22 protein-coding genes are annotated in these 22,607 nt (G+C 54.0%); 3 read left to right on the top strand and 19 right to left on the bottom strand.

Going from position 1 to position 22,607, the window contains the following annotated elements; genetic code table 11:
- The 12 genes from atpD to prmC all read right to left on the bottom strand — a co-directional run bounded on the left by atpD (position 1) and on the right by prmC (position 11,401).
- Positions 1 to 1,509 carry a F0F1 ATP synthase subunit beta gene (gene atpD, locus AURUGA1_RS05860; protein ID WP_172418224.1) on the bottom strand — a complete coding sequence of 503 codons (1,509 nt, stop codon included), beginning with the start codon at positions 1,507 to 1,509 and terminating at the stop codon, positions 1 to 3.
- Positions 1,510 to 1,547: 38 nt separating this feature from the next.
- Positions 1,548 to 2,447 carry a F0F1 ATP synthase subunit gamma gene (locus AURUGA1_RS05865; protein WP_114129283.1) on the bottom strand — a complete coding sequence of 300 codons (900 nt, stop codon included), beginning with the start codon at positions 2,445 to 2,447 and terminating at the stop codon, positions 1,548 to 1,550.
- A 46-nt stretch (positions 2,448 to 2,493) separates the two neighbouring features.
- Positions 2,494 to 4,134, bottom strand: coding sequence for a F0F1 ATP synthase subunit alpha (atpA, locus tag AURUGA1_RS05870; RefSeq protein WP_114129284.1), 1,641 nt, complete (start codon positions 4,132 to 4,134; stop codon positions 2,494 to 2,496).
- A gap of 62 nt (positions 4,135 to 4,196) precedes the next feature.
- Positions 4,197 to 4,994, bottom strand: a complete 798-nt coding sequence (locus AURUGA1_RS05875; RefSeq protein WP_114129285.1) for a F0F1 ATP synthase subunit delta — start codon at positions 4,992 to 4,994, stop codon at positions 4,197 to 4,199.
- On the bottom strand, positions 4,994 to 5,539 hold the full coding sequence (locus AURUGA1_RS05880; RefSeq protein ID WP_114129286.1) for a F0F1 ATP synthase subunit B: 546 nt from the start codon (positions 5,537 to 5,539) through the stop codon (positions 4,994 to 4,996). Before AURUGA1_RS05880 ends, AURUGA1_RS05875 begins: the two co-directional genes overlap by 1 nt.
- 31 nt (positions 5,540 to 5,570) lie before the next feature.
- A complete protein-coding gene (gene atpE, locus AURUGA1_RS05885; RefSeq protein WP_096380363.1) occupies positions 5,571 to 5,807 on the bottom strand; it encodes an ATP synthase F0 subunit C in 237 nt (78 codons plus the stop codon).
- A gap of 45 nt (positions 5,808 to 5,852) precedes the next feature.
- Positions 5,853 to 6,671: a F0F1 ATP synthase subunit A gene (gene atpB, locus AURUGA1_RS05890; RefSeq protein ID WP_240187412.1), complete on the bottom strand. Its 819-nt coding sequence runs from the start codon at positions 6,669 to 6,671 to the stop codon at positions 5,853 to 5,855.
- Between the two features lie 291 nt (positions 6,672 to 6,962).
- Complete coding sequence (locus tag AURUGA1_RS05895; RefSeq protein ID WP_114129288.1) at positions 6,963 to 7,424, bottom strand: hypothetical protein; 462 nt, start codon at positions 7,422 to 7,424, stop codon at positions 6,963 to 6,965.
- Positions 7,425 to 7,436: 12 nt separating this feature from the next.
- Positions 7,437 to 8,753, bottom strand: coding sequence for an MraY family glycosyltransferase (locus AURUGA1_RS05900; RefSeq protein WP_114129289.1), 1,317 nt, complete (start codon positions 8,751 to 8,753; stop codon positions 7,437 to 7,439).
- A gap of 5 nt (positions 8,754 to 8,758) precedes the next feature.
- A complete protein-coding gene (locus AURUGA1_RS05905) occupies positions 8,759 to 9,436 on the bottom strand; it encodes an L-threonylcarbamoyladenylate synthase (RefSeq protein ID WP_114129290.1) in 678 nt (225 codons plus the stop codon).
- Between the two features lie 38 nt (positions 9,437 to 9,474).
- Positions 9,475 to 10,461, bottom strand: coding sequence for a glycosyltransferase family 2 protein (locus AURUGA1_RS05910; protein ID WP_162784071.1), 987 nt, complete (start codon positions 10,459 to 10,461; stop codon positions 9,475 to 9,477).
- 40 nt (positions 10,462 to 10,501) lie between these two features.
- A complete protein-coding gene (prmC, locus tag AURUGA1_RS05915; protein WP_114129742.1) occupies positions 10,502 to 11,401 on the bottom strand; it encodes a peptide chain release factor N(5)-glutamine methyltransferase in 900 nt (299 codons plus the stop codon).
- 98 nt (positions 11,402 to 11,499) lie between these two features.
- Between prmC and cysK the strand changes: the two genes are divergently transcribed.
- Positions 11,500 to 12,435, top strand: a complete 936-nt coding sequence (cysK, locus tag AURUGA1_RS05920) for a cysteine synthase A (protein WP_114129292.1) — start codon at positions 11,500 to 11,502, stop codon at positions 12,433 to 12,435.
- A gap of 92 nt (positions 12,436 to 12,527) precedes the next feature.
- Positions 12,528 to 13,112 (top strand): serine O-acetyltransferase EpsC, encoded by a 585-nt coding sequence (gene epsC / locus AURUGA1_RS05925; protein ID WP_205214639.1) that lies wholly within the window; start codon positions 12,528 to 12,530, stop codon positions 13,110 to 13,112.
- Between the two features lie 11 nt (positions 13,113 to 13,123).
- Here the strand turns inward: epsC and AURUGA1_RS05930 are convergent, their stop codons facing one another.
- From AURUGA1_RS05930 to rho, 5 genes are all read right to left on the bottom strand, one after another.
- Entirely contained in the window at positions 13,124 to 14,116 is a 993-nt protein-coding gene (locus AURUGA1_RS05930) for a glycosyltransferase family 2 protein (protein ID WP_114129294.1), read from the bottom strand.
- Complete coding sequence (locus tag AURUGA1_RS05935; protein ID WP_114129295.1) at positions 14,116 to 15,369, bottom strand: glycosyltransferase family 1 protein; 1,254 nt, start codon at positions 15,367 to 15,369, stop codon at positions 14,116 to 14,118. The genes AURUGA1_RS05930 and AURUGA1_RS05935 overlap by 1 nt, the downstream gene beginning before the upstream one ends.
- An 8-nt stretch (positions 15,370 to 15,377) precedes the next feature.
- Positions 15,378 to 16,517 carry a dTDP-4-amino-4,6-dideoxygalactose transaminase gene (rffA, locus tag AURUGA1_RS05940; protein WP_114129296.1) on the bottom strand — a complete coding sequence of 380 codons (1,140 nt, stop codon included), beginning with the start codon at positions 16,515 to 16,517 and terminating at the stop codon, positions 15,378 to 15,380.
- Between the two features lie 73 nt (positions 16,518 to 16,590).
- Positions 16,591 to 17,670 carry a peptide chain release factor 1 gene (gene prfA, locus AURUGA1_RS05945; protein WP_114129297.1) on the bottom strand — a complete coding sequence of 360 codons (1,080 nt, stop codon included), beginning with the start codon at positions 17,668 to 17,670 and terminating at the stop codon, positions 16,591 to 16,593.
- Between the two features lie 3 nt (positions 17,671 to 17,673).
- The gene (gene rho / locus AURUGA1_RS05950; protein WP_114129298.1) at positions 17,674 to 19,452 is read right to left on the bottom strand and encodes a transcription termination factor Rho; all 1,779 of its coding nucleotides are present in this window, start codon (positions 19,450 to 19,452) and stop codon (positions 17,674 to 17,676) included.
- A 243-nt stretch (positions 19,453 to 19,695) separates the two neighbouring features.
- Between rho and AURUGA1_RS05955 the strand changes: the two genes are divergently transcribed.
- Positions 19,696 to 20,568 carry a glycosyltransferase family 2 protein gene (locus tag AURUGA1_RS05955; RefSeq protein ID WP_114129299.1) on the top strand — a complete coding sequence of 291 codons (873 nt, stop codon included), beginning with the start codon at positions 19,696 to 19,698 and terminating at the stop codon, positions 20,566 to 20,568.
- A gap of 3 nt (positions 20,569 to 20,571) precedes the next feature.
- Here the strand turns inward: AURUGA1_RS05955 and thrB are convergent, their stop codons facing one another.
- Positions 20,572 to 21,522: a homoserine kinase gene (gene thrB, locus AURUGA1_RS05960; RefSeq protein WP_114129300.1), complete on the bottom strand. Its 951-nt coding sequence runs from the start codon at positions 21,520 to 21,522 to the stop codon at positions 20,572 to 20,574.
- Entirely contained in the window at positions 21,522 to 22,607 is a 1,086-nt protein-coding gene (thrC, locus tag AURUGA1_RS05965; RefSeq protein ID WP_114129301.1) for a threonine synthase, read from the bottom strand. Before thrC ends, thrB begins: the two co-directional genes overlap by 1 nt.

Genomic DNA, 22,607 nt, shown 5'->3' on the forward strand with positions numbered 1-22,607 from the left:
TTAGCTGTTTTCCTTCTGGATCTTTGCCCACTGCTCTTCAACATCGGAGATAGCACCCACGTTGAAGAAGGCCTGCTCTGCAACGTGGTCAAAGTCACCACGAGCGATAGCGTCGAAGGACTCAATGGTGTCCTTGAGTGGAACGGTCGAACCTTCAACACCGGTGAACTTCTTCGCCATGTAGGTGTTCTGAGACAGGAACTGCTGGATGCGGCGTGCGCGGGCAACAGTGATCTTGTCTTCTTCGGAGAGCTCGTCAACACCCAAAATCGCGATGATTTCCTGGAGTTCCTTGTTCTTCTGCAGAATCGCCTTGACGGTGGTTGCAACACGGTAGTGGTCCTCACCTAAGTAGCGAGGGTCCATGATGCGCGAGGTCGAGGTCAGTGGGTCCACAGCTGGGTAGAGACCCTTCGATGCAATTTCGCGAGAAAGCTCGGTGGTTGCATCGAGGTGAGCGAATGTGGTCGCTGGAGCGGGGTCGGTGTAGTCATCCGCAGGAACGTAAATAGCCTGCAGCGAGGTAATCGAGTGACCACGGGTTGAGGTAATGCGCTCCTGGAGGATACCCATTTCGTCAGCCAGGTTGGGCTGGTAACCCACAGCAGAAGGCATACGTCCGAGAAGAGTCGAAACCTCAGAACCTGCCTGGGTGAAACGGAAGATGTTGTCGATGAACAACAGCACGTCCTGCTTCTGAACGTCACGGAAGTATTCCGCCATGGTCAGAGCAGACAGTGCGACGCGAAGACGGGTTCCTGGGGGCTCATCCATCTGACCGAAGACGAGGGCGGTCTTATCGAAGACGCCAGCTTCTTCCATTTCGTGGATAAGGTCGTTACCTTCACGGGTACGCTCACCCACACCGGCGAATACCGATACACCACCGTGGTCCTGAGCTACACGCTGAATCATTTCCTGGATCAGAACGGTTTTACCCACACCGGCACCACCGAACAGACCGATCTTTCCACCCTGAACGTAGGGGGTCAGCAGGTCAATAACCTTGATACCGGTTTCAAACAGCTGAGTCTTGGACTCCAGCTGGTCGAATGCAGGTGGGGTGCGGTGGATAGGCCAGCGCTCTTTGATCTCAATCTTTTCGCCAGGCGCAGCGTTGAGGATGTCACCGGTAACGTTGAACACCTTACCCTTGGTGACGTCACCAACAGGCACGGAGATAGGAGCACCGGTGTCGGTGACTTCCTGACCACGCACGAGGCCGTCGGTGGGCTTGAGCGCAATAGCGCGAACCAGGTCGTCACCGAGGTGCTGAGCAACCTCAAGCACAAGCTTGGTTGACTCGGAACCGATGGTGACGGTGGTCTCAAGGGCGTTGTAGATGCCGGGGATCGAGTCGTGTGGGAACTCGATGTCGACAACGGGACCGGTAACGCGGGCGATGCGACCGACTGCGGTCTTCGCCTTGGTTGCCTTAGGAGCTGCTGCCTTTTTTGCAGGTGCTGCCTTTGCGGTGGTCTTAGCCTTAGTAGCTGGTGCTGCTGCCATTGCTCTTCTTCTCTCTTACCTGGTTTGGGAAGTCTGTGTTACTTGGCGGACGACAAGGCGTCGGCGCCACCAACGATTTCGGAAATTTGCTGCGTGATCTCGGACTGACGAGCGTTGTTCGCCAGACGGGTGTAGTCGCGGATGAGTTTGTCAGCGTTATCGCTGGCGGACTTCATCGCACGCTGACGGCTGGCGTGTTCGGACGCAGCCGACTGAAGCATGGCGTTGAAGATGCGGCTCTCAATGTATACCGGGAGGAGAGCATCCAGAACCTTGTCTGCTTCAGGCTCGAATTCGTAAAGAGGCAATACCTCATTTTCTCCGGGCTCGTCCACACCTTCAACAACTTCCAAGGGAAGCATGCGAACGACGTGGGGAACCTGAGAAACCATGGACACGAAGCGGTTGTAGACAACGTGAATCTCGTCGACGCCGCCGTCTTCGTAGTCGCGCATAAAGCTTTCGAGAACGGTGCTTGCAATCTCCTGAGCGGTCTCGAAGACAGGCTGGTCAGTGCCACCGGTCCAAACCCGCTCAGCAGGACGCTGGCGGAAGGAGAAGTAGGCGTTTGCCTTACGACCAACGAGGAAGTAGACAACTTCCTTGCCCTGTTCGCGCAGCAGTTCTGCCAGCTGCTCAGATTCACGCAAAACCTGGGAGCTGAAAGCACCAGCAAGACCACGGTCAGAAGTGAGGATCACGATCGCAGCGCGACGAATCTGCTCAGGCTCGGTGGTGAGCACGTGGGACACGTTGGAGTACGTGGCCACAGCAGATACCGCACGAGTAATCGCACGTGAGTATGGCGTGGACTGCATCACGCGTGCCTGCGCTTTTTGAATACGCGAGGCAGAGATCAGCTCCATTGCACGCGTGATCTTCTTGGTCGTCTGGGCAGAACGAATTTTCTGCCTATAGACCCGAAGTTGCGCTCCCATGTCTCTCCTGAGGTTTCTCTAAAGGTGGTTGATATCTAGAAGACGCTTAGCGCTTCTTCTTGACGATCTTTTCCTGGTTGACGTCGTCTTCATCGATAGCGGTGAACTCTTCGTTGCCCACGGAGGACAGTGAAGAACCGTCGCCAGCCTGGAATTCCTTCTTGAAGGCAACAACAGCCTTCTCGAGGTCTTCCACAGTCTTGTCATCGAGCACGTTGGTCTCGCGCAGAGTGGTCAGAACCTTGGTCTTGCGACCGAGGTAATCGAGGAATTCACGCTCAAAGCGCAGGATGTCCTCAACAGGGACTTCATCCAGCTTGCCAGTGGTTCCTGCCCAGATGGAGACAACCTGGTCTTCAACGGGGTAGGGGGTGTACTGAGGCTGCTTGAGAAGCTCGGTCAGACGCGCACCACGAGCCAGCTGACGACGGCTTGCAGCGTCAAGGTCGGATGCGAACATCGCGAATGCCTCGAGTGAGCGGTACTGGGCCAGTTCGAGCTTTAAGGTACCGGAGACCTTCTTGATCGACTTGACCTGAGCGTCACCACCCACACGGGAAACGGAGATACCTACGTCAACCGCTGGACGCTGGTTCGCGTTGAACAGGTCGGACTGCAGGAAGATCTGGCCGTCGGTGATCGAAATCACGTTGGTGGGGATGTATGCCGAAACGTCGTTGGCCTTGGTCTCGATGATAGGAAGACCAGTCATCGAACCTGCACCGAGCTCGTCGGAGAGCTTTGCACAACGCTCGAGCAGACGGGAGTGTAAGTAGAACACGTCACCGGGGTATGCTTCGCGTCCTGGTGGGCGACGCAGAAGCAGGGACACGGCACGGTAAGCCTCTGCCTGCTTGGAGAGGTCATCGAAAATGATGAGTACGTGCTTGCCGCCGTACATCCAGTGCTGACCAATGGCAGAACCGGTGTAGGGAGCAAGGTACTTGAAACCTGCGGGGTCTGATGCAGGAGCAGCCACGATGGTGGTGTACTCCATTGCGCCAGCGTCTTCCAATGCGCCCTTTACAGCAGCAATGGTGGAACCCTTCTGGCCGATTGCAACGTAGATGCAGCGAACCTGCTTGTTGACGTCGCCGGATTCCCAGTTAGCCTTCTGGTTGATGATGGTGTCGATCGCGATCGCGGTCTTACCGGTCTGACGGTCACCAATGATGAGCTGGCGCTGTCCACGTCCAACAGGGATCATGGCGTCAATAGCCTTGATACCGGTCTGCATGGGCTCGTGCACCGACTTACGCTGCATCACGCCAGGAGCCTGAAGCTCGAGTGCACGACGGCCTTCAACCTTCTTGATGTCGCCGAGACCATCGATGGGGTTACCCAGTGGGTCAACCACGCGACCGAGGTAGCCTTCGCCAACAGGAACGGAGAGAACCTCGCCAGTGCGGGTAACTTCCATACCTTCAACGATGCCGGTGAACTCACCGAGGACAACAACACCAATCTCGTTCTCGTCGAGGTTCAGTGCCAGGCCGAGGGTGCCATCTTCGAAGCGGATGAGCTCGTTCGCCATCACACCGGGCAGACCCTCAACGTGGGCAATACCGTCGGCTGCGTCGATGACGTGGCCAACCTCGGTCTTCGAAGCCTTGGTGGGCTTGTAGGAAGAAACGAAGTCCTTGAGAGCGTCGCGGATCTCGTTGGGGCTGATCGTGAGTTCTGCCATTGTGTTTTCCTTGTCTGGTTCAGCCGGTTGGCTGAGAGGGTTTGGTGAAGTCTTTCCTTGAGCTATCCAGCGAGCTGGAGTCGCAGTTCTTGAATACGGGACGAAACGGAGCCATCGATCACGTCATCGCCAACCTGCACGCGCAGGCCACCGATGATTGCGGGATCAATGACAAGGTTGATGTTGAGCTCGCGTCCGTAAACCTTGGCCAGAGTCTTACTCAGGCTGGTCAACTGCGCTGGCGCAATCGGTTGTGCGCTGGTCACGGTGGCAATGGAAGCACCTGCCTGATCCGCAACAACATCTGCTGCGTAGGAGAGCAGGGCACCGATGCGGCGACCACGGGGCTGCTGAACAAGCGAGGAGACGATAGCAATCGTTGCTGCCGATGCCTTGCCCTTGAGCAGTTTCACAACAAGTGCTGCTTTAGCCTGGGGGTCACCAAGTTTCGATCCGAGACTGAGCTCGAGTTCTGCGTCGCTCGACACGGCACGAGAGAACGCGAACAGCTCAGCGTCAACGGATTCATTCTTCTTGGCTCCCGACACAGCAGCACGGATAGCGATTTCTTCGACACCGGCCAACAGGTCTTCCTGGTTGGACCAGCGGTAGGAGACAATCTGTCCCAGCAGTTTGGAGGAGGTTGCATCCAGTCCCTTGCCGAAGACTTTGCTCAATAGAGCGGTCTTGTCAGCAGTGGGAACGGCAGGGTCTGCAAGAACGGCGCGCAATTGGGCAGACTCTGCAAGGGCACGACCTGCAGCAAAGAGCTGTTCGCCCAATGCCAGGTTTGCCTTTGCTCCCAAACCAGCAAGTGCTGCCTTGGAGCTGTCGATTGCGTGTCTGCTTGCGCTACCCATTACTTAGCTGCCTTCTCCGACTTTTCTAGATCTGCGAGGAAGCGGTCAACCAATGCCTTGGACTTCTTGTCGTCGGTGAGTGCTTCACCGATAACGCCCGAGGCGAGGTCGATAGCCATGGTTCCCACTTCAGACTTGAGGGAAACCAGAGCGCTCTGGCGCTCTGCCTCAATCTGTGCCTTAGCGGTCGCGGTTACACGAGCTGCCTCAACAGTGGCGGTTTCCTTGGCTTCGGCAACAATCTTGACGCCGTCTGCGCGAGCAGCGTCACGAATCTTGCCAGCTTCTACACGTGCATCAGCAAGCTGAGCGGTGTACTTTGCCAGTGCCTCTTCTGCTTCCTTCTGTGCAGCATCTGCCTTCTCGATGTTGCCTTCAATGGCAGAACTCCGAGCTTCCAGCATGGCTGAAACGTTGGGCAGAATCTTCTTCCAGAAGAAGATCAGGATGACGGCAAAGATAATCGCCGACCATACGAGGTCGTACGTCGCGGGTAGAAGAGGGTTTGGTGCCTCTTCTGCTGCAACGATGAGTGCCTGAAGCATGTTGTCTCCGTGTCGAAAGAGCGGAATGTGACTAGTTGGTGAAGATGAAGTAGGTAGCGATACCGATGAAGGCAAGTGCCTCGGTAAATGCGATACCCAGGTACATCAGAACCTGGAGACGACCTGCGAGCTCAGGCTGGCGAGCAACCGACTCGATGGTCTTTCCTACGACGATACCTACGCCGATAGCGGGGCCAATGGCTGCGAGACCGTAGCCGACGGTGGCAATGTTGCCGTTGATTTCGGCGAGAACCGATGTTGCGTCCACGAGTGTTTCCTTCCGTGTTGTCGTCTGAAGCGGATGCTTCAGCCGTTAGTGTTCCTCAGCCAGCGCGAGCTGGATGTAGACCGTTGTAAGCAGGGTAAAGACGTATGCCTGCAGCACAGCTACCAACATCTCAAAGAGAGTGAAGATGAAGCCGAAAGCAAACGTTCCGATTCCGAACAGCTTCCAGAAGCCGTCCATTTCGAAGAAGAAGAACCAGGTTGCCGAGAAGGCCAGTACCAGCAGGAGGTGACCAGCAACCATGTTCATCAACAGACGAAGAGCGAGAGTAATCGGACGCAGGATGAAGATCGAGAAGAATTCGATCGGGGTCACGATTACATAAATAGGCCAAGGCACACCTGGTGGGAACAAGGAAGCCTTGAGGAAGGTCAGCGGGTGCTTCTTCAAACCTGCGTAGACGAAGGCGACATAGGCAACGACGGCCAAAACCAGTGGCAAACCAATGGTGGAGGTTCCGGCAATGTTAAAGCCAGGAATAATTCCCGGAATGTTCATAGCCAGAACAGTGAAGAAGATGGCGGTCAGAAGAGGAAGGAAGCGCTTAGCGTCTTTCTTGCCAAGAAGATCTTCTGCGATGTTGACACGCACAACGTCCAGCGCCATTTCAGCCAGCGACTGAGGTTTGGAGGGAACAATCTTGAGGTTACGAGTTGCTAGGGCGAAGAACGTGATGAGCACAGCAGCCATGATGAAGCGCACCAGAATGATGCGGTTGATCTCAAAAGGCGTGCCGTCAAAGAAGATGACCGGCGGGAAGAATTCGTAGATCGATGGCCCGTGAAAGCTCGGAGCGTCCTCTGTGGAGGCGATGAGCTTGGTTACAGCGTTTACTAGCAGCGCTATCTCCTGTTTCGGGGCGTGGAGCTTCTGCTCTCGCGTCGACGAACATGCGGTGTCCCCCAGCAGTGCAATCTCGTTTGGCTTCGTTGTCGAAACGTGACTGATTGTTCCGCAGTTGGTGCGAGGGATTACTCAAGACTTTACAGGCAAAAACGGCTGCTGAGCCAATCCCCACGACACTTACCGGTCAGCGGAAAGAGTTTCTTGCAAGCCTTCCCAACTCCCCCACAAACACGGGCAAGAACAAACCCCAGACAATGTCTGGGGTTTGGCACAAAAGCGGTGTAAAGACGGTTATTTCAGATCTGAAACATAGGGCATGCGGGTCTTCATCACAACCACCACATCCACCACGAGAGAGGCGATGACTCCGGCAATCAAGGACAGGAACAATGCCGTGGGATCAATCCACGGCTGATCGCGCAGCGAGATGGCGGCAACGATGAATGCCACAAACTTCAGAAGCCATGCCCCCAACACAATGGCAAAAAATGCCACAATGTCGTACCGGACGGCAATGAGGATACTCAGCGCGGTAATTCCAAGGAACACTCCGGCCATGGCTGCCCCAATGACAGCGCTCCACGCGGCTGTTGGTCCAGCGACGAGCAGGCCAATGACTCCGCCCACCACTGCTATCGCTGCGGCGAAAGCGAAGCCATAGGCCAAGGTTCGCTTGAGTACGGGAACAGAACTGGGAATTACCCTCCCAGCAGAGCTGGCAGAAGCAGGAGTTGTCGCATCAGGATTAGTCATCGTTGTTAGACCCTAGTTCTCTTTCTCATTAGCAAATTTTGGCGTGGCACTCTTACCGCGCTTGACGATTCCGTCACCTAAATCAATCTGTCCTGTAGCACCGGCAATAACCTCTTCTGCTGGGACAGGAATCTCATCCTCAAACTTGTTACTGGCAGCATCTAGAGGGTCATACTCGGCTAAGACAGCATCGTTTTTGAGCGACTGAATTGCCACTTCTGCTTTTTGGCGTCTGGTCAGCGGCAGCACCGTCAACACGGTGCTGAGGATTGTTCCCACAATCAAGAACACGATGGCGATGGCATAGGGCTTCACAATAAAGAACAACAAGAAGCCAATCGAGACCACAGCAGTCCAGGTGTAGAGAATGAGCACTGCTTGCAGGTGGGAGTGCCCCATATCCAGAAGGCGGTGGTGCAAATGTTTACGGTCAGCCGTAAAAGGAGACTTGCCCGCACTCACTCGTCGCAACACAGCCAGTGAGAAATCAACCAGTGGCAACAGCAAGATGGCAAAGGGAAGCATGATGGGCAAGAACGCAGGCAGCAGCTGAGACTTACCCAAACCGGTTTCCGTAAACGCGCTGGGATCAATCTGACCGGTAACGGCAATAGCACCCACTGCCATAAGTAGCCCTACCAGCATGGAACCAGCATCACCCATGAACAAGCGCGCCTTATGCCAGTTGAAGGGCAAGAACCCTGCACACGCTCCGACAAGAACAGCGGCAATCAACGAGGCGAGGTTGAAGTAGTTGGAGGGGCTTGTCTCGCGAGCTAATAAGTAGCTATAGATCAAGAACACCCCGTTCGAAATTAACGAGACACCGGCTACCAAACCGTCAAGGCCATCAATGAAGTTGACCGCGTTCATGACAAGCACGATCACGAAGATGGTGAGCAGGAAAGACATCGTGGGTGACCCCACTGTGATGCCGCCGATAGGCAAGGACAGAATTTGCACTCCCTGCCAGGCAACCAAAGCCGCAATACCTAACTGAGCCGCAAGCTTGATAGTCCAGTCCAAATCCCACAGATCATCGAGCACACCCACCAGAACAATCAAGAAAGCTGCGCCCATAATGGCCAACACAGGCCCTGGCTGGGCAAAGATAACGTGGAAGAAATCAATCTGGCTTGCCACGATGAAGGCAACCAAAATTCCAAGGAACATGGCCACGCCACCCAAACGAGGGGTGGGAGTGGTGTGAACATCGCGCTCACGAATCTTGGGATAAAGCTTGTATTTCAGACTCAGACGCCTAATGGCAAAAGAGAACCCAAACGTCACTAGTGCGGTGGCAAAAGCCATCAGTGCAAGCATCACCATAAGAGTTAGCCCACCACGTCTGTCGATGGTTCGAGAGCATCACCGATGACCTCGCGTAGCTGCGCAGCAGAAATCACACCGTCGCGCAGAATACGAATGCCACCTTCGCCACGAGAAAGCGCCGTTGCATCCACAATGGTGGAGGCTAAACCGGCGGTCGCTTCCCCCCCATCCAAATACACCTCAACGCGTGCACCCAACTGGTCATGAGCACCCTGGGCGGTAATCGCTGCAGGCTGTCCCGTGAGGTTCGCTGAGGACACTGCCAATGGTCCAGTCTCGGCAAGAAGTTCCAAAGCAACCGGGTGTGAAGGAACACGCACAGCAACCGTTCCGTTGGTGTCTCCTAAGTCCCAGGCCAAGGAAGGCTGTGCTTCCAAGATGATTGTCAGACCGCCTGGCCAAAAAGCATCCACCAGAGCTCGTACCTCATCGGGGATGTTGTGGGCCAAACCATCCATCGTTGCCACCGACGGCATCAGCACTGGTGGTGGTGATTGTCGACCGCGCCCCTTTGCCTCCAGGAGCAATTGAACTGCTTCAGGGCTGAACGCATTTGCCCCGACACCGTAAACGGTGTCAGTGGGCAAGACGACGAGTTGACCTTTGGCAACGGCTTGCCTAGCAAGCCGTGTTCCGGTCATGAGCTCAGCGTTATCTGAGCAGTCGTAGATGCGTGACATAACCCACCCAGTTTAGAGGGGAAGAGCTTTGCACACCCTTAGAGCGGCTGAACCAGATCGCGCAACACGTCACGGGGACCATTGCTTACCCGGAAGTAACGACCGGTAAAAACCTGTCCCAGAACGGGGACCCAGCGAATCACACGATTCTTGGGATATGCAGAACGAGCTTCTTGGAACTTCTGTGCTGAACTGATGAGCTGCAACGCACGTGCATTTGCACCAAGCTCTGGTGCGCGCTGAGCCAAACTCGTGATCCGGCTCAACAGACGAGCGTTCCGCTGCGTTCCCTCGGCCCGCAATTTGGCCATGCGCGTTGCCATGGTGTTCTTTTTCACCCCGATTTGATTCGACGAATGTTGCCGATAGGAAATCAGAGGCCCGGTCACACCAAACTTCTCACCACCGATTGCTGCCACCATGGCTAGCCATTCGTCATGAACCCAGCCCTCAGGGAAGGGGGCTGCCTTCTCGAACACTGTTCGCGAGAAGGCTGCGGTTGCTCCGGTGACAATATTGCGCTTGATCAAAACGTTCACAGGTTCAGACGTGATGCCTTCACGTTCTGAATTCTTTAGTGCGAGAGCCTCGAACAGGGTGTGTCCGAGAGGTGCACCTTCACCGTCGATGAGCTCAGCATCCCCGAATACAAACCCTGCACCTGCATCCATCAGCGCTGCGCCGGTTTCTAGTCGTGTGGGGAGCCACAGATCGTCTTGATCTGCCAGGAAGATGTAGGGCTTGGTTGTTGCTGCAATAGCTTGCTCAAAATTCTTGGTGACGCCCAGTGAAGCTTTGTTCTGCAGGACGGTGAGTTTGATTCTGCCCAGAATGGTTTTGTGCTCAACAAGCTTTTCCCACGTTTGCTTCAGCAGTGCAACAGTGCCATCTGTTGACCCATCATCAGAAACAATGATTTCTGCAGGGAGCAGTGTTTGGGTAGCCATGGTCTCTAACTGGGCTGCGATGTAGTGGGCACCGTTGAAGGTGCACATCGCCACCGAGATGTTCGGTGATATTGCCACAGTGAACTCCCCTTGCTTGAGCTAGCCCAGAAAGGCCAGTTTACGGGCGAGTAGCCGTTGTATAGCGGTCACGGCCAACCAAATCGCGATGTGTCGCAGTAGCTCGCCAGCCATCAGCACTGAGAATGCTGCGAATATCAGCACCTTGAAGCTCGCCATGCTCAAGCATGAGCTGAGCTCCAGGACGGCCAAGAATGAGGCCAACGCGGGAGACTTCCCGCACTACATCCAGCCCGTCTTCACCGCCATAGAGCGCAAGGGAAGGGTCAAAGAGGCGAACCTCTGGATCTCTGGGGATTGCGTCAACAGGAATATAGGGAGGGTTCGACACAACCACAGCGACAGTTCCCTCGAGCTCGGGGTAGATAGACAAGAGTTCATCCCCGGCTAGATCTCCAGGAACTAAGTGAGCATTAGCACCACCGAGTGCTGAGAAGTTCTTACTTGTCCACGGCAATGCGTCCGGACTTTTCTCCACGGCATATATGTGGGCATGGGGAACTTCCGTTGCCATCGCTAGCGCGATCGCGCCAGAGCCTGTTCCTAAGTCCACTGCTGTGGGAGAAGGTTCAGCCAGCGAACGCAAAGCATCGATGGCCATCCCGGCTAATTGTTCAGTTTCAGGCCTAGGAACAAATACTCCAGGGCCCACGGAGAGCGTGAGGGATCTAAACCATGCCACACCCAAAATGTGTTGCAGTGGTTCGCGACCGGCACGACGCTCAACGAGCTGTCTTATCAGGAGCGCTGATTCTCCAGGAACTGTGAACCCTGTCACCACTTTGGAGGCGAGTTCGCCGCGGCTGAAACTGAGAACGTGAGCAATAAGAAGTTCTGCGTCAACCTCTGCATCAGGCACTCCAACTGCGCTGAGAGTCGATATTGCCCACTGACGAAGGTCAGTGACAGCAATATCGTCAGCGTGTGCAGAAAGGGTCATGATGTCTTCGAACGTAACAGAACTAGGAAGATTGCGTGGACGTGCCACATAATCAGAGAACGCTTTAGTACTACCCCAACAAGAGAAACAGGTTCATCGTGGCTCGTCTATATGACAACATCACTGACGTTACCGGGAACACCCCCCTGGTACGTATCAACCGTTTGACCGAAGGCGCTGGTGCCACGGTTTACGCCAAGCTCGAGTTCTACAACCCCGGCAACTCCGTCAAGGACCGCCTGGGTAAGGCCATCATTGACGCTGCAGAGAAGTCTGGTGCGCTCAAGCCCGGTGGAACCATCGTGGAAGGAACCTCCGGAAACACCGGTATTGCTCTTGCCCTTGTTGGTGCCGCTCGCGGCTACAAGGTCATCTTGACTATGCCTGAGACCATGAGTATCGAGCGCCGCGTGCTCGTTCGTGCATACGGCGCCGAAGTCGTCCTCACTCCTGGTTCTGAAGGTATGCGCGGTGCGGTATCTCGCGCTGAAGAAATCGTTGCCAACACTCCTGGCGCCATTCTTGCTCGCCAGTTTGAGAACGAGGCAAACCCTGCAATTCACCGTGCCACCACTGCTGAAGAGGTCTGGGCTGACACCGACGGTAAGGTTGACATCTTCATGGCAGGTGTCGGTACCGGTGGAACTATCACCGGAACCGGTCAGCGCTTGAAGGAACTCAACCCAGACATTCAGATCATCGCTGTTGAGCCTGAAGAGTCCCCCATTCTCAACGGTGGAGCACCAGGTCCTCACAAGATCCAGGGAATTGGTGCAAACTTCGTTCCCCCCATCTTGGACACCACCGTCTATGACGAGGTCTTTGATGTGAACTTCGAACAGTCCCTCGAGACGGCACGTCGTCTCGCAGCTGAAGAAGGCATCCTTGCCGGTATCTCCACCGGTGCGATCTTCTACGCAGCTAACGAGGTTGCCCGCCGTCCAGAAAACGCTGGCAAGACCATCGTGGCTATCGTATGTGACTACGGCGAGCGCTATGTATCCACTGCGCTGTGGGAGCCTTTCAAGGACTAATTCCCTCAATGCATCAACAATGCCCACCTTTTCAGGTGGGCATTGTTCGTGGTCAAGGGAATACAGAGAACTTCGGTAGCCTTGTAAGTCTTATGCTCAACATCCGTGAAGACATCGCTAATGCGCGATCCCATGACCCCGCTGCACGTTCAGCGTTTGAAACATGGGTGGTTGCCTCTGGTCTTCACGCCGTTTGGGCACACCGCTGGCACCACTGGTTATGGAATCACGGTTTCAAGTTCATTGCCCGGGTGGGGTCCCAATGGACGAGATTCTGGACAGGTATTGAGATCCATCCAGGTGCCTCTATTGGCCGTCGTTTCTTTATTGATCACGGCATGGGTGTTGTGATTGGCGAGACCGCTGAAATCGGTGATGACGTCATGATGTATCACGGCGTCACTCTTGGTGGGCGTTCTCTGGAGCACGGTAAGCGTCACCCCACCATTGAAAACAACGTCACCATCGGTGCTGGTGCAAAGATTCTGGGGCCCATTACTGTTGGCCACAACAGCGCTATTGGCGCAAATGCCGTGGTTGTCAAAGACGTCCCTGCAGATTCGCAGGTTGTCGGTATTCCAGGTGTTGCACGCCCGCGCAACGGCATGGTTGCTGTACCCGGAGAAGCTGTCGACGACAGCGGACGTTCTTGGGTTGACCCAGCGATGTTTATCTAGGCTCGGATTATCTAAGCTCTAGCAGCTTCCAGAGAATACTTCGCTATCTTTTTCTCATCTTCGAGTGAGATGTTCAATGCTCGGTGAATATTGACCCACTTAGTCCAGGCGTAAGCAGGGTTAACAAGCAACCACTTGAGCTTTTGCACAAAGTTATAGTCGCGATCTCGCACGATACGTGAAGTCGAAACCAGAATGTCTCTCACTGCGCGAAGTTTTGCTTGAATCCACGACAGAGACTGGCGGCCTTGTCCCACTCTGCGCATGCCCAACGTTTCGTCAAAAATACGCTTGCCATATTCGGAGAAGGTCACATCATTGGAGTGCTCAACAATGGCTGTTGCTGCATATGCTTTGCGATAGCCGGCTTTGAGGAGATCTTGTGCGAAAGCCATATCTTCGGAATAGTTCACATCACGGTAAGCAATGACGTTGAGCAGGAAGTCTCGACGTGTTGCCGAGTTCACATCTGAATAGAACAGTTCACCAGGTGTGAGTTCATGAGCCTTATTGAGAGAACCATCAATAACGGTCGTTTCACCGTCAGGGCCGCAGGCCCTGAATACTCCCTCTATTTCATACTTGAGCAATGGTGAGCAATTGCTTCGAGCGATGTGCTTTCCCACAACCCCAACACAGTTGAGCCCAGCAGGATCCAAGGGGGCTGTGATGTTGGTGAGCCAATTGGAATCGGCAGGAATAGCGTCATGACTGAGATAAGCAATGTTGGTACCCCGAGCTAATTTGGCCGCCAAGTTCCGAGTTTTGCCATGGCCAAATTCTGAGCCTGGAATCTCAACAAATCTCACCGTTGGGTGGGCCGCAATGATGTCTAATGTGGAATCGCTCGAGCCAGAGTCAATGATGAGAATCTCGAAGGTGCCCGCAAAGTTTTGCTTTTCAACGGAGTTGAGTAGCTGGTCAAGATACTTCTCCCCGTTGAATGTGGGAATGAACACGGTTGCGTCAACCGCTTGTGTACTTTCTGGACCGACGAGGGGCATTACTTCTTTTTCTTCTTCAGGCCCAGGGTTGCATTGAAAACTGACACGACGACCTCACCGGGGCCCGCCCAGCTGCCACCCTCCATAGCCTTGGCAATTTTGCGAGAGTGAGACACCTGATTTTTATTGTCAACAGCAGCAATTAGATGTTCTGCCATACGCCCAGGTGACATTGCCACGAAGTCAATGCCTGGATTGTTGTTGAGAGAAATTCTGGTGTTATCAGCATCGTTGACCACGGGGACGACGCCACAAGCCATTACTTCTAATGGAAGTAAAGAGACCGATGTCAGCGAAATAAGCAAGGCAGAAGCACAGCGGTTATACAGAGCTGGTAATTCAGAAACATCGAGTGTTCCGTGATTGACGAAAGGGAAGTTCAGCCCCGCATGGGACATATCCCAGCCGGCAATGTTGATCACAATTTCTGGACGGCGGCGGTGGACTTCTTCTAAAACCAAAAGGCCAAATTCTGTGCCGCGACGAGCAGTGGTTGGCCGTGCATAAAAGAAAATCTCATCCCGACGCTCATCATTGGTCCGGGTGTATCTCGACGAATCCACCTGGTAGTCATAAAAGGCACATGGCATGCCTCCAGCCTGGGTGACCTTTCCAGCAAGCCAAGGGCCACACGCAATGCCCTGGTAGCCCAAGCGGTATGAGTTTTCTGCGACCACATAATCTGGCCCAGCAGGAAAGAAAAATGGTTCAAAATCTTGAACCCAATACAACCGAGGCACGTTACGGTCATATCTCCATGCCGCATAAGCGGTTGGCCAGTCTGACGCAACAATTGCATCAAAATCCCCAGTGATTCCTTCTTGAGGATCATAAAGACGATAGCTCGCTTTGAGTTCGGGATATCCGCTGTTGGTCTTGAGCATCGCCTTGATGCCTTCAAGACTCACTTTGGGATATTTCGATGCTGAATATATAAACAATGTGATGTCATAACCGGCATCTTCGAGATATTTCATAAACCGGTATGCGTTTTGGTGTCCGCCGGACGATCTGCCGGGAGGGGAAATGACCCAGGCAAGTTGTGGCCGGCCGGTCTCTGAAACAAGTGGCTCTGGAGCAAAGCAACGCTGTTGAGTCCAGTCAACTGCAATAACATCCTGCGGAAAAACTTGAGCCAAAGGTTTTTCAGTAAAGCGGTTGGAACGCGTGTTGAGCCATTTAGCACCACGCCACGCTGTTGAGCGCACACCCTCATATTTGAGCATGTCTTTCGCTCGTGTGAAAACCGACATAAAAATCCTTACTGGAAGGATTTCATCGTATCGAGGACGCGGTTCACCTGCTCGTCTGACATCCCGGGCCACAACGGCAATCGAACTAAACGTTCCGAGAAAGCATTGGTTTTTTCCATGGATCCATGAGTGCGTCCATATTTGATTCCTGCTGGGCTGGAGTGCAAAGGAACATAGTGGAATGTTCCAATAACCCCGTCTGTGCGTAAATGATCCAGCAGTGCATCACGTTTTTCTAGAGATTGCATGACAACAAAGAAAACGTGGGCTGCATGAACGCCATCTGCTGGAGACATCAACATCGCAGAATTGTCGTTAGCCCAGGATTCCAATTCGTTTTTGTAGGTATTCCAGATTGCAAAACGGCGCTCTTGAATGGTGTCAAACTCATCCAGTTGAGCATCAAGAACAGCAGCGTTGAGCTCGGAGGGCAAGAAGCTGGAGCCCCATTCCACCCAGGTGTACTTATCTACCTGTCCACGCAAAAACTTGGAACGGTTTGTTCCCTTCTCGCGCATGATTTCGGCAGCTTCAACGAGAGTAGGGTCATTGATCAGTAGCGCCCCACCTTCACCGCAATGCACATTCTTGGTGTCGTGAAAACTCTGAATAGCAACAGAACCGATAGTTCCCAATCGGCCATATTTGGACGACACGGCTAAACCGTGAGCATTGTCCTCAATGACAGGGATGTTGTGTTGACGTGAAAGATCCATGATTGCATCCATGTCAACAGGCACACCCCCGTAATGCATCACAGAGATTGCTTTAGTTTTTGGAGTAATGGCTGCTTCCACCAACGCGGGGTCAATGTTCCCAGAATGTCCTTCAATATCGACAAAAACTGGTGTTCCACCTGCTGCAACGATAGATGTTGCTCCCGAGGAAAACGTAAAGCTGGGAAGAATGACTTCGTCGCCTTCTGTGATTCCCAACAATCGAATTGCCATCTCTAATGCGGCTGTTCCCGAGGTTGTCAACAGCACTGTCGGAGAACCTGTCAGTTCAACAAGTTTGGTTGAAGCAGACTTCGTAAATGGTCCGTCACCGTGAACATGGTCAGAGTTGATTACCCGAGCAAGATTTTCAGGAGCCCGAGGAGCACGACAAGGCACAGAAAAAAGAATGGGCGCTACAGAACCACTCATTACTTCACCTCGTTCGTAAGGCCCACAGGCTAGACGTCCAGTTTAGAGCTTCATAGCAAGCTCATAGAAGTCTTTAGTTTTGGTCGCCCAAAGCCGCCAGGCGCGATTCTTCATCCGCGGTAATGCAGGACTGAATCACCGGCTCTAAAGCCCCATCCATCACTCGGTCCAGGTCATAGGACTTGTACCCGGTGCGGTGGTCCGCAATTCGGTTTTCTGGGAAGTTGTAGGTACGAATACGTTCTGAGCGGTCCACAGTACGGATCTGCTCTTTACGCGCCGCACTAGCTTCTGCAGCTGCTTCTTCCTGTTGGCGAGCAAGAATACGAGCACGCAGCACACGCATACCTGCTTCACGGTTCTGCAGCTGGCTCTTTTCGTTCTGCATCGAGACCACGATTCCAGTGGGAAGGTGAGTAATGCGTACGGCAGAGTCAGTGGTGTTCACAGACTGACCACCAGGGCCTGAAGAGCGATAAACATCGATCTTCAGATCATTCTGGTTGATCTGTACCTCTTCAGGTTCATCCACTTCAGGGAAGACGAGAACACCGGCAGCAGAGGTGTGAATACGGCCTTGAGACTCAGTGGCTGGCACGCGCTGCACGCGGTGAACGCCACCTTCAAACTTGAGGTGTGCCCAGACGCCCTGTGCAGGGTCGTTCGAGTTGCCCTTAATGGCAACTTGAACGTCCTTGTACCCACCAAGATCAGACTCGGTCTTATCGAGAACTTCTGTCTTCCAGCCTTTGGATTCGGCATAGTGGAGGTACATGCGCAGAAGGTCAGCAACAAAGAGCTGGCTTTCGGCACCACCTTCACCACCCTTGATTTCCATGATGACGTCACGGCCATCATCTGGGTCACGTGGAATGAGCAAACGACGAAGCTTCTCCTGAGCTCCAGGTATGGCTTCCTCGAGGGCAGGAATTTCCGCTGCGAACGCTTCATCTTCCTTGGCTAATTCCTTAGCGGCAGCGAGATCATCTTCCAAACCAGTGAGCTGTTCATAGGCAGCCTTGATTTGACTTAGTTCTGCATAACGGCGGTTGAGCTTCTTCGAACGTGCAGCGTCAGCGTGCACGGCCGGGTCGGAGAGCTGAACCTGCAGCTCTTCGTACTCGGCGAGAAGGCCTTGTACTGAAGACAGCATGGATTAGTCCTCCTTGGAAGCAGAACCTGCGTTGGACTTCTGCATCAGCATCAAGAACTCAACGTTGGTTGCAGTTTCCTTGAGCTTGCCCACGACGCTTTCAAGCGCCTGCTGCTGGTCCAGACCAGCAAGGGCGCGGCGAAGCTTCCAGGTGACCTTGACTTCGTCAGCACCCATGAGCATTTCTTCGCGGCGGGTTCCAGATGCGTTGACATCAACTGAAGGGAAGATGCGCTTGTCAGCAAGTGCACGTGAGAGGCGCAGCTCCATGTTGCCAGTTCCCTTGAACTCTTCGAAGATGACTTCGTCCATCTTCGACCCGGTCTCAACGAGCGCAGAAGCAATGATGGTCAAGGATCCGCCGTTTTCAATGTTGCGTGCAGCACCAAAGAACTTCTTGGGTGGGTACAACGCAGCCGCATCAACACCACCAGAGAGAATACGACCTGATGCAGGAGCTGCCAGGTTGTATGCGCGTCCCAGGCGGGTAATGGAGTCAAGCAGAACAACAACATCCTGGCCGAGCTCGACGAGGCGCTTTGCGCGCTCGATAGCGAGCTCTGCCACCATGGTGTGGTCTTCTGCAGGACGGTCGAACGTTGAGGCAATAACTTCACCCTTGACGCTGCGTTCCATGTCGGTAACTTCCTCAGGACGCTCGTCAACCAGAACAACCATGAGGTGAACCTCGGGGTTGTTCTGAGCGATTGCGTTAGCAATCTGCTGCATAACGATGGTCTTGCCAGCCTTGGGTGGGGCAACAATCAGACCACGCTGTCCCTTACCAATGGGAGAAACCAAGTCGATAATGCGACCAGTGATCTTGGAAGATTCGGTCTCCAGGCGCATACGCTCTTGTGGGTAAAGAGGAGTCAAGGACTGGAAGTCAACGCGCGTTGCTGCTTCTTCAATGGTCTGGCCATTGATGGAATCAATCTTGACGAGTGCGTTGTACTTCTGACGACCAAAGCCTTCGCCTTCACGTGGCTGCTTGATAGCACCAATAATGGCGTCCCCCTTGCGAAGGTTGTACTTCTTGACCTGTCCAAGTGAGACATAGACGTCGTTGTTGCCAGGAAGGTATCCGGAAGTACGCACGAATGCATAGTTATCCAGTACGTCCAAGATGCCTGCAATAGGAATCAGGACATCGTCTTCGAGAATTTCTGGTTCTACCTCGTCGCCCATGCGGCCACCGCGGCGGCGGTCACGTTGACGGTTGTTACGGCCGTTGCGGTCGTAACGATCGTTGCGTTCTTCACCCTCAGATTCGGGTCCGTTGTTGCGGGGGTTTTCTCCCTCTACACGGTCGTTACGGTCACGACGGTTGCGGTTGCGGTTACGGTTACGGTTTGGGCGATCGCCGTCGGTGTTATCGCTGTCGCCAGCTCCCTCAGTGGAACCAGAGTTCTGCTCGGCATCACCGGTATTCTCGGCTGCTTCTGTGTTGCGACCTCGGCCACGTCCACGACGTGGGCCAGCCTCGCTTGCTTCTGCAGGTGAATCTGCTTCAGGTGCTGACGTTTCAGCTGCCTCAACAGCCTTCTTTGAGGGGCGTCCGCGTCCGCGGCGTGGTGCTTCCTCAGCGCTTGCCTGCAACGCAGGGGCAAGCGCAGGAACACCAGCGTCGCCGGCGTTGACGTGCTGTGAGGCACTGACAGACACTGCGCCAGAAACTGCGTCAGCAGATGACACGGGGGCAGTTACTGTTGCGCGGCGTGAAGTGCGCTTACGGGGTGCAGCTTCTGCTGCGGGGGTTTCTTCGAATGAGTTCTCAGACATGAGCTCTCCTTTGTATTTATGTATCTAGCACCCTGTTCTTTTTGCCCACAACTCTGAAGAGTTGGAGCAAAGAAATGGTGCTGAATGTGTGAAGTTCGAAACCGAACTGGGGAATGCTCCGGGAAGTGTGTTACGTGATGACGTATCTTCAACCGGTGCATCAGCAGTCTAGCAGGGCTTGCTGTGCCAGTTCTCACGAAAAGACTCTGTGTGCCCTTGTAGTCTGGACAGCGGATAAATCTTATGAGCCCAAAACTTTCTGCCCCCGCTGATGTAGCCATTATTACTGTGAGCTACAACTCCAGTGCGCAGTTGGCGGATTTCTTAGCAAGTGCCATCCGATCTGTTGCCTCCCCCAGCCAAATCACTGTGGTAGATAACAACTCAGCAGACATTGACATCACTCAAAAACTGGCAAACAAGCTGGGAGTCAATCTCCTCAAACTTGAAAAAAATGTGGGCTACGGTGCAGCGGTCAACAAGGCAGTTCCCTCGCTTAAACCACACCTCACAACCCTGCTGGTGTGCAACCCAGACAGTGAGCTCAACGTCGCAGCAGTCCAGAGACTCTCTGAAGATGTTATGGACCAGAAAGTGGGCGTGGCTGGGCCGCGCATTTTCAATGAAGACGGAAGCGTTTATCCCTCTGCAAGAAACATCCCCTCCATTCGCAATGGCGTAGGCCATGCTTTATTTGCCAATATCTGGCTGAGTAACCCTTGGACAAAGAATTACCTCTCTGAAGCACACCTCCAAGATTCAACCGTTCAGGCCGGATGGGTTTCAGGCGCGTGTTTGGCTATTCGTCGTGAGCTCTTTGAAAGAGTCGGCGGCTTCGATGACCACTACTTCATGTACTTCGAGGATGTAGACCTCGGTTATCGCCTCGGCAAGCTAGGGTTTACAAACCTGTATGTCCCAGAGGTTTCAATCAAGCACATAGGTGGGGAAAGTACCAAAGCCACTAAGAAGACCATGCTTCGCATTCACCATGAAAGCGCTATGCGCTTTATTCAGGTGAAGTACGAAGGAATCTTGTGGGCACCGGTCCGAGGAATCATCAGGATTGGCTTGAAGCTGCGCTTCTGGCTGCAAGCACGTAAAGCAACGACCTAATCACTATTTCGCAGGAACGACAGTTGCCCCGGCAAAATCTACTGCCAGCATGAGCGCGTTCCAGGGTGTCTCTTCATGTTGTGAAACGAGCTGAGCTGCTTCAACACGTTGAGCAGGATCTGAACACAGCACCAAAATTGATGGACCTGCTCCAGAGACAACCGCTGCGAAGCCGTTGTCGCGAAGCACCTTAACCAGTGCACTTGTTTGAGGCATTGCTTCTGCGCGGTAGTCCTGGTGGAGTTTGTCCTCTGTTGCCTCAAAGAGAAGCTCAGGACTTTGTGTGAGTGCTGCAACTAAAAGTGATGAGCGGGACACATTGAAAATGGCATCCTCGTGAGGAACGCTTTCAGGCTGGAGCGAACGAGCGTGCTTTGTCGACATAGTGAACGATGGCACCAACACCAGCGGAGAAACTCCACGGTGAACGAGCAAACGCTTGCAACGTGGGCCCTCTTCTGTGGTCCACGCAATAGTGAGCCCTCCAAAGAGTGCAGGAGCTACATTGTCAGGGTGGCCTTCGAGTTCTGTGGCAAGGCGAAGCAGTGTGTCTTCATCGAATACAGCAATTCCCTCAAGCAAACCTTTTGCCGCAAGGAGGCCAGAAACAATTGCCGCACTGGAGGACCCCATACCTCGTGAATGGGCAATCTTGTTGTGAGCTACCAGGTCAAGGCCTGGCATTGCCACGCCCGCATGCGCGAAAGCGTGAGCAATGGACTGCACAACAAGATTAGAAGAATCAGTAGCCACAGGAGCTGCGGAGTCAGCAGAACCTTCGCCGATTACCTCAACTGTTGCCCCGGTCTTTGGACGAACGACGACATCTAGCTGGTCGTAGTAGCCCAGGGCAAGACCAAGGGTGTCAAAACCAGGTCCTAGGTTTGCAGATGTAGCCGGTACGCGGACAGTAACTGCCCTGCCTACCGGCACCTGCATGGACCCAGCGGACATTAGTGTGCGGCGCCCTTGACCAGTCCGAGGACGCCAGCGACCTCTTCGGTACTCACGGGAACAACGGTAGGAGTGACCTCAGTGCCGTCTGCCTTCTTGAGTGCCCACAGTGGGTCCTTCAGACCGTGACCGGTCACGGTCAGGACCACGGTGGAACCAGCAGGAATGTGGCCATTCTCAGCACGCTCAAGCAAACCTGCAACTGAGATTGCAGATGCGGGCTCAACGAAAATGCCCACCTCTGCAGAAAGAATGCGCTGCGCAGCAAGAATTCCCGCGTCATCGATGGCCCCGAAGTAGCCCTTGCTGGTGTCGCGAGCGCCCAGAGCGAACTCCCACGAAGCGGGGTTACCAATACGAATAGCGCTCGCAATAGTTTCAGGGTTCTTCACGGGGTGGCCAAGAACAATCGGGGCAGACCCTGCAGCTTGGAAACCAAACATGCGCGGAAGCTTGGTCGCAGCACCGCGTTCGAGTTCTTCGCTGTAACCACGGAAGTACGCGGTGTAGTTACCGGCGTTACCGACAGGAACAAAGTGGAAGTCTGGGGCATCTCCGAGAACTTCAACAACCTCAAATGCAGCGGTCTTCTGGCCTTCGATACGGTCAGGGTTCACCGAGTTCACTAGGTGAACGGGATAGTTCTCTGCAAGGTCACGGGCAATATCGAGGCAGTCATCGAAGTTACCTTCGATCTGAATAATCTCTGCGTTGTGTGCTACAGCCTGGCTGAGCTTGCCCATCGAGATCTTGCCCTCAGGAATGAGAACTGCCGCCGAGATTCCTGCGTGAGTTGCATAGGCAGCAGCAGAAGCACTGGTGTTACCGGTTGACGCACAAATAACAGCCTTGGCGCCATGTTCAACAGCCTTAGAAATAGCCATGGTCATACCGCGGTCCTTGAATGAACCCGTGGGGTTCATTCCTTCATACTTCACGAAGACACGAGCACCTGTGCGAGCAGAGAGAGCCTTAGCTTCAATCAGTGGAGTGCCACCCTCCCCCAGGGTAATGATGGGGGTTGCGTCAGAAATGTTGAGGCGGTCTGCATACTCTGGCAGAACTCCGCGCCACTGATGTGCCAA

The organism is Aurantimicrobium sp. MWH-Uga1 (assembly GCF_003325955.1).
In the GTDB taxonomy this organism is placed as follows: Bacteria; Actinomycetota; Actinomycetes; order Actinomycetales; family Microbacteriaceae; genus Aurantimicrobium.

Coding starts and splice junctions, on each gene's coding strand:
- AURUGA1_RS05955 (WP_114129299.1), top strand. CDS start 19,696: ATGAGCCCAAAACTTTCTGCCCCCGCTGATGTAGCCATTATTACTGTG.
- atpA (WP_114129284.1), bottom strand. CDS start 4,134: ATGGCAGAACTCACGATCAGCCCCAACGAGATCCGCGACGCTCTCAAG.
- AURUGA1_RS05900 (WP_114129289.1), bottom strand. CDS start 8,753: ATGGTGATGCTTGCACTGATGGCTTTTGCCACCGCACTAGTGACGTTT.
- rho (WP_114129298.1), bottom strand. CDS start 19,452: ATGTCTGAGAACTCATTCGAAGAAACCCCCGCAGCAGAAGCTGCACCC.
- AURUGA1_RS05895 (WP_114129288.1), bottom strand. CDS start 7,424: ATGACTAATCCTGATGCGACAACTCCTGCTTCTGCCAGCTCTGCTGGG.
- AURUGA1_RS05930 (WP_114129294.1), bottom strand. CDS start 14,116: ATGCCCCTCGTCGGTCCAGAAAGTACACAAGCGGTTGACGCAACCGTG.
- epsC (WP_205214639.1), top strand. CDS start 12,528: ATGCTCAACATCCGTGAAGACATCGCTAATGCGCGATCCCATGACCCC.
- AURUGA1_RS05865 (WP_114129283.1), bottom strand. CDS start 2,447: ATGGGAGCGCAACTTCGGGTCTATAGGCAGAAAATTCGTTCTGCCCAG.
- AURUGA1_RS05935 (WP_114129295.1), bottom strand. CDS start 15,369: ATGTCGGTTTTCACACGAGCGAAAGACATGCTCAAATATGAGGGTGTG.
- AURUGA1_RS05880 (WP_114129286.1), bottom strand. CDS start 5,539: ATGCTTCAGGCACTCATCGTTGCAGCAGAAGAGGCACCAAACCCTCTT.
- prmC (WP_114129742.1), bottom strand. CDS start 11,401: ATGACCCTTTCTGCACACGCTGACGATATTGCTGTCACTGACCTTCGT.
- rffA (WP_114129296.1), bottom strand. CDS start 16,517: ATGAGTGGTTCTGTAGCGCCCATTCTTTTTTCTGTGCCTTGTCGTGCT.
- prfA (WP_114129297.1), bottom strand. CDS start 17,670: ATGCTGTCTTCAGTACAAGGCCTTCTCGCCGAGTACGAAGAGCTGCAG.
- thrB (WP_114129300.1), bottom strand. CDS start 21,522: ATGTCCGCTGGGTCCATGCAGGTGCCGGTAGGCAGGGCAGTTACTGTC.
- AURUGA1_RS05905 (WP_114129290.1), bottom strand. CDS start 9,436: ATGTCACGCATCTACGACTGCTCAGATAACGCTGAGCTCATGACCGGA.
- atpD (WP_172418224.1), bottom strand. CDS start 1,509: ATGGCAGCAGCACCAGCTACTAAGGCTAAGACCACCGCAAAGGCAGCA.
- AURUGA1_RS05875 (WP_114129285.1), bottom strand. CDS start 4,994: ATGGGTAGCGCAAGCAGACACGCAATCGACAGCTCCAAGGCAGCACTT.